Consider the following 13,705-nt stretch of genomic DNA (forward strand, 5'->3'; position numbering starts at 1 on the left):
ATCAACTATTTTCCCTAATCACAAAAGTTGTGTCCGAAAAAAGGGTGTGCCTTTTTGGATAGCCTCCTTATAAACCTTATGACTTTGTAAACGATGTGGACTTTTTTAGCGATGTGGATTTGCTTTTTAATTCCTTTTCATTATTTTTGGGATTCGAAACACACAAACACTAATTTATCGCCAGATTATGAGAAAAGTCACTTTGTTATTGATGACCTTGGTTGCTATAACCAGTATGGCAACAGGTCAGGTTGACGTGAGTGCGGTCAATAAACCGATCGAGTTGTTGAACGAGGCAAATACGGATATAGAAAATGGAGATTATAAAGATGCTGTTCAAAAATTGATCGCGGCTAATCGGTTGAATCCGAAATTACGAGAGGTTTACTCGTCTTTGAATACAGCTTGTACTCACACGAACCAGATTTCTTTGCTGAAGGAGTTTCTAGTGAAAGGAAAGGGGATATTTGAGGAAGATGACGAACTTTGTTATTATTTGGGGAATATTTATCAGAATCAACAGAATTATGCGGCAGCCATTAAGGAGTATTCTCTGGCAATCCAATACGCTAAGAAAAATGGGGAAGAATACGAGTTGGTGTACGCTTATTATTTGAACCGGGGGAATTGTTATTTGAAGCAGCGTGAATTTGCGAAGGCGATACCGGACTATACTTATTCTCTCAAGCTGAACAAGGATAACGGTGCTATTTATGCGAACCGGGGAATTGCTTATTTCAGTACCGGAAAACGCAAGGAGGCGTGTGCCGATTGGCGGAAAGCTAAATCACTGGGAGTGACGAGTGTGAATGCTTACATTAATCGCTATTGCCGATAGCGATTGTTACAAGTTGCAGGTTTATGGGTTACAGGTTACTTGATTTAACTTGTAACTTGCAGGGCATAGTTCAACTTGTAACTTGTAACAAATAAAGAGGCTTTGGGCCTCTTTATTTGAAAATATCAATCAGTGATGTGAGGTTGCTGGTAAAGAGTTTAACCGAAATGGCGAGGAGAATGATACCTAAGAATTTACGTAATATATAAACCCCGCCTTTCCCGAATACCTTTTCGACCAGCGATACATTTTTTAGTACGAAATAGACGACAATAATGTTTAGGGTTAAGGCGATAATAATATTGATGGTATGATATTCCGCCCGCAAAGCCAATAAAGTCGTTAATGTTCCGGCTCCCACGATCAAGGGAAATACTAGCGGTACAATGGATGCCGTTCCTGATGGACCGTCATTTTTGAAAATAGGGATTCCGAAGATCATTTCTACTGCCAGTACGAAGATCACGAGAGAACCGGCCACGGCAAACGAGGAAATGTCCACGCTGAACAAGTTGAGTAGACCATCCCCAACGAAAAGGAATGCCACGAGAAGAATATAGGATGCCAAAGCGGCTTTTATGGCACTAATTTTGTGTCCTTTATTTTGAATATCATTAATGATAGGCACGGCTCCCGTGATGTCAATTACGGCAAACAGGACCATGAAAGCACTTGCAAGTTCTTGTATACTAATGTCTGAAAAACTCATATCAAAAAGATTGGTTTATTCTTGATTAAAGGTTATTTTTGCCTACAAAGATACAGAAACAAGAGGTGTTATCAAAATGAATCAAAATAGAAAAGTTATGGCGTATACGAAACTAATTGTCGAGAAACAGGATAATATTTGCACGGTTAAAATTAATAACCCGGAGGCGTTGAATGCTTTGAATTCGACGATTTTGAAAGAATTGGATGCAGCCTTTACGGCTATCGGAGAGGATGATAGTGTTGATGTTGTCATTCTGACGGGTGAAGGACGCTCGTTCGTGGCGGGAGCGGATATATCCCAGATGAGTACGTTGAATGCGGTGGAGGGGAAAGCATTTGGAGAGCTGGGTGCGGCAGTTTTCCGCAAAATCGAATTGTTGAACAAGGTGGTTATTGCCGGTGTAAATGGTTTCGCGCTAGGGGGGGGATGTGAGTTAGCCATGGCTTGTGACATCCGTATCGCTTCGGTGAAAGCTAAATTCGGACAACCGGAAGTAGGGTTGGGGATCACCCCGGGATTCTCCGGTACACAACGGTTACCGCGTATCGTGGGATTGGGTAAGGCAAAAGAGCTGATCTACACGGCAGACGTGATTGTCGCCGAGGAGGCCTATCGTATCGGGTTGGTGAACAAGGTGGTGGAACCGGAAGCGCTGATGGATGAATGTATGGCCATGGCGAAGAAGATCGCAGCAAAAGCTCCACTGGCAGTACGTTATGCTAAAGAGGCGATTAACCGGGGAGTGGAGACAGATATTGACACGGGCATTTCCATCGAAAGTGATTTGTTCGGACTTTGTTTTTCAACTGAGGATCAGAAAGAAGGAATGCAGGCATTTCTAGGCAAAAGAGGAGCGGAATTCAAGAAAAGATAAAAGCTGAAAAGCTAGCGTTTGTACGATAATAGAGAATTTGATATTATATATTTGAAGGTTTTAAATTAAGAGGAAATGAAAATTTGCGTTGTAGGTACAGGTACGATGGGTAATGGTATTGCCCAAACCTTTGCTCAAGCCGGGCATGACGTGTTGTTAAAAGGTCGTTCAGAGGCATCTTTAGGTAAAGCTCACAAGGCTATCGAGAAGAGCCTTTCCAAGTTGGTAGAAAAAGGCAAGATGGAAGCTGCCGAGAAGGATGCTATCAATGCCCGCATCAAGGACACGATGGCATACGAGGATTGTAAAGATGCTGATTTGGTGATCGAGGTGGTTGCCGAGGATATGGCAACCAAGAACGAGATATTCAAAACGTTGGATGCGATCTGCAAGCCGGAAGCTATCTTGGCCACGAATACTTCTTCTCTTTCTATCACGGAAATTGCTGCTGCAACGAGTCGTCCGGAGAAAGTGATCGGTATGCATTTCTTTAACCCGGTGCCGATGATGAAATTGGTTGAGGTGATTAAAGGGCAGTTGACTTCTCAGGAGGTTCACGACAAGGTGATGGCAATCGCTGCAGAAGTGGGTAAGACCCCGGTAAGCGTGAACGAGGCTCCCGGTTTCGTGGTAAATAGAATCCTGATCCCGATGGTAAACGAGGGTATTGGAATTTACGCTGACGGTGTTGCTACCAAGGAAGAGATTGACGAGGCCATGAAATTAGGGGCTAACCACCCGATGGGACCTTTGGCATTGGGAGACTTGATCGGTTTGGACGTGTGTCTGGCTATCATGGAAGTGCTGTATAATGAATTCGGTGATTCCAAGTATCGCCCTCACCCGTTATTACGGAAAATGGTTCGTGCCAACTTGTTGGGACGTAAGACCGGAATCGGTTTCTATGATTACCGGAAATAAAAAGTTTATAAAGTTCATAAGAGAGGTGTGTTTTGACATGCCTCTCATTGAAAATCCCTCCTTTTAATGAATTAAATTCCCGTTTATTGATAGACAGACACCTTAGAACACCGCTAGTGATTTTTAGAAGTTATTGTCTGTCTTGTATTATCCCACAGAGAAGAAGTACGTAAATACGCAATAATTTTCAATAGGTATTGGAAAGCCGGAATTATTTGTTTTTCTTTGTTGAGAGAAAATGCGTAAATACGCAATAATTTTATATTAGTTATGGAGATAAAACGAGATATTTACCTTAAGCAGCTTATTGATAGTAAGCATAACGATATGATTAAAATCATAACAGGTATGCGTCGTTGTGGTAAATCATACCTGTTGTTTACTCTTTTCTACAACTATCTGATAGAGGAAGGAGTGGATGAGAATCACATAATACAAGTAGATTTGGAGGATCGACGTAATAAAGCCTTGCGTAATCCGGATGCTCTTTTGGAATATATCGATGGTAAAATGACTGATAGCCAAATGTACTATATTCTTCTTGATGAAGTGCAGCACGTAAACGAGTTTGAGGATGTCCTTAATAGCTATCTAAAAGTAAAAAATGCGGATGTGTATGTAACGGGAAGTAACTCCAAATTTCTGTCTAAAGACGTTATAACCGAGTTTCGTGGAAGAGGAGAAGAAATAAAAGTGTTTCCACTTTGTTTTCGGGAATTTATGTCGGTTTATAATGGTAGCCGGGAGCAGGCTTTAGAGGAATACATGACTTATGGAGGATTACCTCAAATAGTAACCCTATTCGATGAAACAAAAAAAATGGAATATCTGAATAGCCTGTTTGAGAAAGTATATCTCACGGATATTAAGGAACGCTACAAAATTAGGAATGACAGTGATTTGGAAGAGTTGATCGATGTCGTGGCTTCATCGGTAGGAGGATTGATTAATCCAATAAAAATTGAGAATACATTTGCGACGGTCAAGCATAGTAAGATATCATATAACACGATCAAAAATTATCTTGATATTTTACAAGATGTATTTCTTCTGGAAAAGTCGGTTCGTTATGATATTAAGGGGCGTAAGTATATTGATACTCCGGCAAAATACTATTTCTCTGATATTGGTTTACGAAATGCCCGCATTAATTTTCGTCAGCAAGAAGTGACACATTTAATGGAAAATATGGTTTATAACGAGCTTCGTGTTCGTGGTTTGGCTGTAGATGTGGGTGTCGTAGTTCTTAATACTAAAAATGAGCAAGGGATTAGCCAACGCAAACAATTAGAGGTTGATTTCGTATGCAATCAAGGAAGTAAACGGTTCTACATCCAGTCTGCTTTACGGCTGCCTACAAAGGAAAAACGTGAACAGGAACTTCGTTCTTTGAAGAATATAGATGATAGTTTCTTGAAGTTCGTTATAACGGAAGAGCCTATAAAGAAATACCATGATGATAGTGGCATTATCTTTATGAATATCTACGAGTTCTTGATGGATAAGGAGAGTTTGAAAGGATAAAAGTTCTCAAGAAAGAAGGAGAACTTTTGTGTCGACCTGTTTGTATGGTTTGCTTGTTGTAACCAGATCATATTGAAATGAGAGTTATTTACAAAATATTTTGATTCTTATTGTCCTAGTTGTATTATTTGGCGTTTTTGCGGGTGAGAATCGTCTGCTGATGAACGGGATTTGAAGTTGTTAAAATTGAATGTTAGCCCGATCCAGTAAGCATGGGTGGCTTCTTTGCTGTAATTTGCCAGACGATAGGTGTCCGTGTTTGAACGGGCTTGCCATTCGGACGTGTCGAAGACGTCGGAAACGGAGAAACTGACTTGAAGGCGATTATCAAAGAAACCTTGTTTGATTGCCAGATCGAGATGGTAATTCTCTTCAATTTTGAATTGTGGAACCTTTGTTGGTGATTGATAAGAGAAGAGGGCTTGAAATTCGGTATGTTTTTTAGAATTTAAGTTTAATTCCAAGTTGCCCGACCAGGAGAAATCGTCAACATGAAGGTTTATTCCTTGATATTTCCCGTTGGCATGAGCGTGGACGAGGGATATGGAAGGTGTGATTGTCATCCATGAGGTGGGAGATCCGGATAGATTGATGTCCAAGCCGACCTTGTTTTCCATGTTACCATTCGTGTAAGACAGGGTTAACGTGTTGTCTTCCGAAAATAACGTGACAGGGGTGATAAACCTTTTGGTGGAATTGAAATAAAGATTCCCGTTCAGTTGGATCTTTTCCCCGTGTAGAAGATAATTGATTTCAGCCCGGTTCGTGATTTCGGGGCGTAATAGCGGGTTACCTTGCTCGAATGTTTGGTGATCGATCGGGTTTGTAAATGGATTTAGCTGGGTGTAATCCGGGTGTGCGGCCTTTCTCGTAAAATGAAAGGCCAGTTCTTGCTGGTCGGAAGGCGTGTATTGGAGTGTTAGGTGCGGGTAAAAGTAGAATCGATCAAAATTATGTTTGTCTGTGTTTTCCATGAGCTTGGTGCGGGTGATATCGTAATCGGCGAGTATCCCTATTTTATAGAGCCAAAATTCTCCTTGTTGTCGGGAGTAGGAGAGATGTGCCGTGTAGATATATTCACGGTGGTTGAGACCATCATTGGGGGGCAAATTTGATAACCAATTGTCGAGGGTTTCTTCCGTGTCATGAAGATTGTATCGGGTTTTATTCCATCTGGAAAAAAATTGAATTCCGGTTTCGAGTTGCCCTTGGTTTTCGAATGTATAGAGATAATCTATTTGCAGGCGGACGAATTCCGGTTTCTCGTTTCCGGTGGTGGTATAGGTGAGGAGATCATCGATTTGATACGTGCTTGGGCGGGCATCTTTCGTGTGGGAGAAGATCCCGTTTAGCGATAGTTCGTGTTTGTTTGTTTCGTAGATGTGTTTGTAGAATAAGGAACCTTCAATTGTTTTCCGGCTGAATGCTATTCGATGGTGTAGGTCATATTCTTTTGTTTGCGTGCGATTATTTATATCCCGGTTTGTCGTGATCTTGGGGAATTGTAGTTTGAGATTCCATAGGAAAAGGTTACGAGAAGAAGGGCGCATATCTAATTGGATAGCTACGGAATGGCTTAAATGGTGTTGTTCTGTCTCTAATAGTTGAGATGTTTCTGCCGAAAAAGAGCGAAATAACTCACTGCTGATTTCGATGCGATCCGAATGTCCGGAATAATCTAGGAATAGATCCCAATTCTTTTGTGTATATCCTAGGTTTACGTTTCCCGTGAAATTGTTCGTGAAATCATAGTTGAGGGAAACTGAACCGCTCCATGGGTTCTTGGTCTTTTTCTCGTTTTCTTGGGCGTAAATGTCGGCATTCGTGCAAAAGGTAAGAAGGCTGAAGAGTATTTGTGTGATGCGCTTTTTCATATATCTACATGGTTGTTTTATATGTTTGACAAGGGATATATGTGAAAACTTGCGCTTGCTGGGGCGTTTTAAGATTTTTTGTAATTTGTGGTTTCTGGAGAGAAACTCACGAGAAGTAATGGAGATGCTAGGGTGATAATCCCACTTTTTCGATGATGTCTCGAAGCTTAGTCGAAGCTTATTCATTTGGCAATGTATGAGCTACGTGTAAGTTTCGAATGAACTCTGAATGAGGGAGATTATTTGGGTTAGATTACTTCTTTATTTGGGTTGGTTTAGGGTAGGAATAGGGGTGATATGTTGGTAAATATAATTTGAATTTGTTTTTATAGGAATGGTGGTAGTGGAGCTTGATTTAAGGGTGATTTATATATCTTAAAATGATCGTTTAATGCGTTGCAAATATACTAAATTTTCATATAGCGCAAATGGAAGTGAAATATTTTTTTCGATTTAACAATCAGTTGGTTAATGTGTCTGTTGAAAATTGTAAAAATCAATTAGGTGTTAATATCATTAAACGATCGTTTTTTTATAGGAAATGATGTTTATGCGGACAGCTTCTATGCGTTATTGCTGTTTAAGTATAGCGTACAGAACACATGGCAATAAATCAGGACTCGTGGTAGGGTTAGTGCGCGAAGCGCATCCAGTCGGGTCGTAATCTTCGAAATTGCCGGTATAAACACGAGCTTTTGTTAAAAAAACAATCAATGATAACGACTGATAAATTAAACTGGTATGCCGCCTATACCCGTGTAAATCAAGAATTGGTCATTAAAAAGAAATTAGACGAATTAGGAGTAGAAAATTACCTGCCGCAGGAAGAGCGGGTACGCGAAACTCCACTTGGTCGAAAAAAGATCCGGGTTATCCTGATTCACGGGATGATATTTATCCGGACAGATAAAGCGACTAGTTTTTCATTACTAAACGATCATCTGTTGAATATTGTTTACTTGAAAGATCGTGAAGAACGTCGTTCATTGATTATCCCGGATAAACAAATGGAAGATTTCATGTTCTTGTTGGACTTTTCTACTGATGGCGTGGAAGTGCTTAATAAGGACTTGAAAAGAGGTGATCGTGTACGAGTGATCAAAGGGCCTTTGTCGGGTTTGGAAGGAGAATTGGTGCGCTTGAAAGGGCACAAGCGGGTTGTCATTCGATTGGATGGTGTGGCGTCTATTGCCACGTCTTATATACCGAGTTCGTTTTTACAGAAAATAGAGTAATAGGGAATAATGGAAAAGAATTTATTTCGAGGAGTGTACAAGCAGGTGTGTGGATTGGCGTTGAAAGATTGTCCTCCCTCGTCTCTGTCGGGACTCTTGCACGGTTACTTGTCGGTTTATTCGATGGTACGGGTGTACCCATGGTTGGAAGACGAGTATGGTAGTCTTTGGGATATTCACGATCGAATACGAGAGATAGCTCGGGTTATTCAAGAATTGTTGAAGGATAAAGATCTTCCGGTAGATACTCGTGCGGGGTATGTGGTGGATTTGATGGATGCTTACTTATTGTATTCGGATATAAAATTCTTGGATGTGGCGTTGGATGCTGCTTATGAAATTCTTATTCCCAAGGGGAGTGATAAGATTGTATTGCCTTGTCGTACACCGAATATTTGTAGGTTGCTTTGTAGTTGTTATTATTTTACGGGGGAGGAAGAATGTGGATTGTTAGCGGGAAGTCTTGTGACGGAGACTTTGGGATTAAGTCGTATAACAAGTCTAGAGGAATTGGTTGCTTGGTGGAATGCAATTGGTTTTTATGAGAGTGTTGTAGGGAAAATGGAAGCTCCTGTTGAAGAGCAAAGACGTATGACGGAAGAGTGTGTACGTTGGGCAGTTCGTGTACAACAGTGGGAAAATGAAATAACAAAATGTAATTTGGGTGCATTAGAATCATTGATAAACCTATTTTATGTTTTAGCAAAACAAAGGTTTACAGAATACAATTCGTTGTACGGAAAAATGAATATAGAGATTTAATATTCAAGTTTAGCTTGAGAAATAATTATTTTACGTCTTAGTTTGAGTTTCAAGGTTGTTTATAGTATATGCGAATAGTCAAAGGGTACCTTTATGGTATCCTAAATTGATATGAAGCTTTGGGAGGAAATACTACTATTTGAAGAGTAATTCGCTTGTATATAAAATATTACTTGCCTCAATAAATAATTGTAACATGTTTAAAAATAAAGTATTGATGATTACCGGAGGAACTGGTTCTTTTGGTAATGCTGTTTTGAAACATTTTTTAAATTCTGATTTGAGAGAGATTCGTATTTTTTCTCGGGATGAGAAAAAACAAGAGGATATGCGGATTGAATTGAAGAATGATAAATTGAACTTTATAATAGGTAATGTCCGGGATTTTGATAGTATAAATAATGCAATGAGAGGGGTGGATTATGTGTTTCACGCAGCAGCATTAAAGCAAGTACCGTCTTGTGAATTTTATCCGATGCAGGCTATTTGTACAAATTTGTATGGTGCGGAAAACGTTTTGGAGGCAGCGGCGAGAAATAACGTGAAAAAGGTTGTCGTGTTAAGTACGGATAAAGCTGCCTATCCAATTAACGCCATGGGGATGACAAAGGCGTTAATGGAAAAGTTGGCTATTTCTAAAGCACGTGATCAGCGAGTTCAAGATAACGGAGGTGTTATTTGTGCCACGCGTTATGGTAATGTGATGTGTTCCCGAGGTTCGATAATTCCATTGTTTATCAAACAAATTAAAGAAAGAGTTCCAATGACGGTGACTGTACCGGAAATGACTCGTTTTATGATGTCTTTAGATGATGCGGTGAATTTAGTTTTGTATGCTTTTGCACATGCAGAACCGGGAGATCTTTTTGTTCAAAAAGCTCCGGCTGCTACAATTGGTGATCTAGCAATTGCGGTTAGGGAATTATTTCAAGCGGATAACGAGATAAAAATTATAGGGGCACGTCATAGTGAGAAAATGTACGAGACATTATGTACGAAAGAGGAAATGTCCAAAGCTATAGACTTGGATGGTTTTTACCGTGTCCCGGCAGATTTTCGGGATTTAAATTACACAAAATACGTCCAAAAGGATGGTCCGAAACTAATTCATGATGAGTATAATTCGGAAAATACTCATCGGTTGTCTATCGAGGAGTTAAAACGACTATTATTAACTCTTGATTATGTGCAGGAAGAATTAAAAACTTATAGAAAATAAGCATGATACCATTAGTTAAACCGTTTATCCCGGCTAGAGAAGTGTTGATGCCAGAATTGGAAAAGATCCTTTATAGTGGTTATATAGCCGAAGGGGAAGCCGTGTATCAATTTGAAGATAAATTCCGAGGATATTTAAAAAATCCGTTGAGCTTAGCTTTACATTCAGGAACAGATGCTCTTCATTTAGCTTTAATCTTGGCGGGAGTGAAATCCGGAGATGAGGTGATCAGTACTCCAATGACAGCCGAACCGACAAATACTTCGATTGCGATGGTTGGGGGAAAGGTCGTTTGGGGAGATGTTGATCCTCGCAATGGGTTGTTAGATCCGTATGACGTGGAAAAGATGATATCTGAAAGAACAAAAGCGATCGTGCTAGTTCATTACGCCGGAATGGTGTGTGATATGAACGAGTTTTATCGTATTTCTCAAAAGTATGATCTTCCTATTATTGAAGATGCGGCCCATGCATTAGGTAGTAAATATAGAGGACGAATGACTGGATGTAATTCTCCTTATACCATTTTTTCATTGCAAGCAATCAAGCATATGACAACGGTTGATGGTGGTTTTTTATGCTTGCAGAATGTAGAAGAATTTGATAGGGCAAGAAGATTGCGATGGTTTGGGTTAGATAAAAAACGTTCTCGTTTGGAGAATGATATCACGGAAGTGGGGTTCAAATACGCCATGAATAACGTGAATGCGACAATCGGTAATGTACAAATGCGTTATTTGGAAGATGTTATTAATCGTTATATTGTAAACGGGAAATATTATGATCGGGTACTAGCGGGAGTGGATGGAGTGCAATTGGTACAATATTCTCCCGACACGGAAGCTTCTTATTGGTTGTACACGATGAAAGTAAAAGATAGAGAGAATTTTATAAGAATGATGGAAGCTAATGGAGTGATGGCTTCTCCTTTGCATCATCGTAGTGACACGCATAGTATATTTCGAACATCGAAAAGAAATTTACCGAACATGGATAAATGGTACAAGGAGTTCGTTCATATTCCTTGCGGTTGGTGGGTTGGTGACGAAGAAAGAGAAAGAATAGTGGAAACAATAAAGAAAGGTTGGTAATGATACCACTTTATAAGCCTTATATGTCAAAAAACTTGCCGGAGCTGGAATCTATTCTGCATTCTGGTGCGTTGTCCTATGGGAGGTGGGGAAAATCATTCGAGAATAAGTTACGGGATTTTATAGGAATAGAGAACCTGTTAACCACGAATAGTTATGCTTCTGCAATTCAAGTGGCTCTAACGGTATTGGGATTGCATCCGGAAGATGAAGTGATAACTTCACCAATGAGTTGCTTAGCTTCGAATCAACCTTTACAAACATTTGGGTTGAAAATCGTGTGGGCAGATATAGATCCGTTAACGGGAACTTTGGATCCGGAAAGTGTGCGTCAGAAAATAACGGATAAAACTCGTTTGATTTTCCATAATCATTTTTGTGGTTACGTGGGGTATGTTGATGAAGTTAACATGATTGGTATGGAACATGGAATTCCTGTGATAGATGATTGTGTAGAGGCTTTTGGTGGTAAATATAAAGGGAATTATACTGGAAATTTGGGAACGGACGTGACTATTTTTTCTTTTCAAACAGTTCGTTTACCCAATACAATAGACGGAGGGGCGATTGTGTTTAAAGACACAGACCTTTATAAGAAAGCGTTATTGACTCGTGATTTTGGAATTCGAAGGGATATTTTTCGAGATGAAAATAATGAAATCTCTGCTAAATGTGATATTTCCCTTTCTGGTTATGGGGCGACAATGAGCGATATAAATAGTTATATCGGTTGCTGTCAAATGGACGAAATTATGATGTTATTAGAGTGTCAGCAGAGAAATGCAAAAAAATGGGATATTATTATAGAGCAAACGTATCCAAGGTTTTATAGGTTGAATCAAAGGGACCAGATACAACCTAATTATTGGGTATACGGTTTTTTGTGTGATCGTAAAATTGAGGTAATGCTTGACTTTCGAAAACAAGGTTATTACGCTTCTGGGGTACACTTAAATAACAATTGTTATTCTGTATTTGGAAATACGGAAAAATTATGTGGAGTGAATGATTTTATGAAAAAATTTGTGGCCATTCCTTGTGGATGGTGGTTTGAAAATAAATGAAACAAGAATGAAAGTAATATTTTTAGCTTATAGAGATTGGGCGTTGGCTGTATATCCGACGGTAAAGAAGCATCCCAAGGTGTCTGAATGTATCTTGGTTAAGACAACGGCAATGCTGAAACAATTAGATCTGAATGCGTATGATTTAATTGTTTCTTGTGGATGGAGTGAAGAGTTAGGAGAGGATGTCACAAGTAAAATAGAAGCTATAGGAGTCCATTGTGCAGAATTGGATCGATATTCTTATGGAACACCTATTCAATTACAGATAATAGACGGAATTACTCGCTCTAAACATCGAATCTTTAGTTTTACATATGATCGGAATTCATCTCGTGCACATACTCATAATCGCTTGTATTCTCATGAAGTTGATTTAGATTATTCCGGAAATATGGAAGATATATTAGAACAATTGACGGTAACGAGTAAGGTCTTGTTTAATCGTTATTTGGATGATTATCCCGATATAATTTGGAAGCAATGGCCAGCGGAAGATATCGTTCGTCCGAAACGTAAACCTGAAGATAGTGTTTTGTCTAAAGAGGATTTTATACAAATGGATACTGAACAGTTATATAATTTTTTTCGTTGTCTAGAAGATCCTTACCCTAATGGATGTATAGAAGATGAAAAAGGAGTTTTATATATTCAAAAGGTGATGTATAAAAAGAAATAGAATGAAAGATTTGATAATTCTGGGCGCTGGGGGATCTGGTGTTGATATTGTTGGTATTATTGATGCGATTAATCATGTTCAACCAACTTGGAATATTGTTGGTTTTTTGGATGATAATGTGAATTTGCATGGTAAAGTAATTAGTGGGTATCAAGTTTTGGGAGAAATCAATTTGGCAAAAGATTATCCGAATACTCAATATATATCATCTATTGCTAATCCGACAGATCGAGTGATAAGAAGAAAAATTTGGGATAAAATAAAAAAACTTGGATTGCATTTCGCAACACTTGTTCATCCTTCAGTTATCGTATATAAAGATGTTATAATAAAAGAAGGATGTGTGGTAAATGCTTCATGTGTACTTGGATCAAATGTTATATTAGAAGAAAATGTTCATTTGGCATATGCTTGTAATATTGCCCATGAAACAAAAATTTGTGCACACTCGACTTTAGGTACAGGGGTTAACTTATCAAGTGGTATCTTGATTGGAGAAGATTGTTATATTGGAGCGGGTGTATCTGCGACACACGATGTCGTAATTGAAGATGATACTTTAGTTGCTGTGGGATCGGCGGTCGTAGATAATTTGCGTACCAATGGACAACACATGTGGATAGGAGTACCTGCAATAACGATAAAAGAGTATATGAGAAATAAGTTAAAAAAATAATTGTATGGAAGAAAAAGTTTTAGCTATTATTAATTTGATTCGTGAACATAAAGGAATGGAATCCTTAAATGAGATCTCTATAAATTGTTTGTTACGTGATGATTTAGGATTTACTTCTTTTGATTTGGCAGAATTAACTGTTCGTATTGAAGATGAATTTGATATTGATATTTTTGAGGATGGTATTGTATCTACTGTCGGGGATATTTTAAATAAATTGAAGTAATGCTTGAGAT

General features: G+C 39.0%; 14 protein-coding genes. 12 read left to right on the top strand and 2 right to left on the bottom strand.

Annotation, left to right across the window (positions count from 1 at the left end):
* The first annotated feature begins 187 nt into the window (after positions 1-187).
* Positions 188-838, top strand: a complete 651-nt coding sequence (locus tag QVC79_RS06480) for a tetratricopeptide repeat protein (RefSeq protein ID WP_087420682.1) — start codon at positions 188-190, stop codon at positions 836-838.
* A gap of 112 nt (positions 839-950) precedes the next feature.
* On the opposite strand, the gene QVC79_RS06485 is transcribed toward QVC79_RS06480, so the two are convergent.
* Positions 951-1,547 carry a MarC family protein gene (locus tag QVC79_RS06485; RefSeq protein ID WP_087420684.1) on the bottom strand — a complete coding sequence of 199 codons (597 nt, stop codon included), beginning with the start codon at positions 1,545-1,547 and terminating at the stop codon, positions 951-953.
* A 97-nt stretch (positions 1,548-1,644) separates the two neighbouring features.
* Here QVC79_RS06485 and QVC79_RS06490 point away from each other — a divergent pair, with 97 nt between their 5' ends.
* From QVC79_RS06490 to QVC79_RS06500, 3 genes are all read left to right on the top strand, one after another.
* Positions 1,645-2,424, top strand: coding sequence for a short-chain-enoyl-CoA hydratase (locus QVC79_RS06490; protein WP_270592001.1), 780 nt, complete (start codon positions 1,645-1,647; stop codon positions 2,422-2,424).
* A 75-nt stretch (positions 2,425-2,499) separates the two neighbouring features.
* Positions 2,500-3,345 carry a 3-hydroxybutyryl-CoA dehydrogenase gene (locus tag QVC79_RS06495; protein ID WP_027201871.1) on the top strand — a complete coding sequence of 282 codons (846 nt, stop codon included), beginning with the start codon at positions 2,500-2,502 and terminating at the stop codon, positions 3,343-3,345.
* A gap of 270 nt (positions 3,346-3,615) precedes the next feature.
* A complete protein-coding gene (locus QVC79_RS06500; RefSeq protein ID WP_270592003.1) occupies positions 3,616-4,869 on the top strand; it encodes an ATP-binding protein in 1,254 nt (417 codons plus the stop codon).
* Positions 4,870-4,976: 107 nt separating this feature from the next.
* Here QVC79_RS06500 and QVC79_RS06505 read toward each other — a convergent pair whose 3' ends face one another.
* Entirely contained in the window at positions 4,977-6,743 is a 1,767-nt protein-coding gene (locus tag QVC79_RS06505; protein ID WP_270592006.1) for an outer membrane beta-barrel family protein, read from the bottom strand.
* 713 nt (positions 6,744-7,456) lie between these two features.
* Here QVC79_RS06505 and QVC79_RS06510 point away from each other — a divergent pair.
* From QVC79_RS06510 to QVC79_RS06545, 8 genes are all read left to right on the top strand, one after another.
* Complete coding sequence (locus tag QVC79_RS06510) at positions 7,457-7,978, top strand: UpxY family transcription antiterminator (RefSeq protein WP_270592011.1); 522 nt, start codon at positions 7,457-7,459, stop codon at positions 7,976-7,978.
* A 9-nt stretch (positions 7,979-7,987) separates the two neighbouring features.
* Complete coding sequence (locus QVC79_RS06515; protein WP_270592014.1) at positions 7,988-8,740, top strand: hypothetical protein; 753 nt, start codon at positions 7,988-7,990, stop codon at positions 8,738-8,740.
* Positions 8,741-8,936: 196 nt separating this feature from the next.
* A complete protein-coding gene (locus QVC79_RS06520; protein ID WP_270592015.1) occupies positions 8,937-9,959 on the top strand; it encodes a polysaccharide biosynthesis protein in 1,023 nt (340 codons plus the stop codon).
* Positions 9,960-9,961: 2 nt separating this feature from the next.
* Positions 9,962-11,050: a DegT/DnrJ/EryC1/StrS family aminotransferase gene (locus QVC79_RS06525; RefSeq protein ID WP_270592017.1), complete on the top strand. Its 1,089-nt coding sequence runs from the start codon at positions 9,962-9,964 to the stop codon at positions 11,048-11,050.
* A 23-nt stretch (positions 11,051-11,073) separates the two neighbouring features.
* On the top strand, positions 11,074-12,114 hold the full coding sequence (locus QVC79_RS06530) for an aminotransferase class V-fold PLP-dependent enzyme (RefSeq protein ID WP_353844569.1): 1,041 nt from the start codon (positions 11,074-11,076) through the stop codon (positions 12,112-12,114).
* A 7-nt stretch (positions 12,115-12,121) separates the two neighbouring features.
* Complete coding sequence (locus QVC79_RS06535; RefSeq protein ID WP_270592020.1) at positions 12,122-12,793, top strand: hypothetical protein; 672 nt, start codon at positions 12,122-12,124, stop codon at positions 12,791-12,793.
* Position 12,794: 1 nt separating this feature from the next.
* The gene (locus tag QVC79_RS06540) at positions 12,795-13,469 is read left to right on the top strand and encodes a PglD-related sugar-binding protein (RefSeq protein ID WP_270592022.1); all 675 of its coding nucleotides are present in this window, start codon (positions 12,795-12,797) and stop codon (positions 13,467-13,469) included.
* A 4-nt stretch (positions 13,470-13,473) separates the two neighbouring features.
* Positions 13,474-13,695: a phosphopantetheine-binding protein gene (locus QVC79_RS06545; RefSeq protein ID WP_270592025.1), complete on the top strand. Its 222-nt coding sequence runs from the start codon at positions 13,474-13,476 to the stop codon at positions 13,693-13,695.
* Positions 13,696-13,705: the final 10 nt, after the last annotated feature.

The organism is Butyricimonas sp. (assembly GCF_019423355.1).
Lineage (GTDB): Bacteria > Bacteroidota > Bacteroidia > Bacteroidales > Marinifilaceae > Butyricimonas > Butyricimonas faecihominis.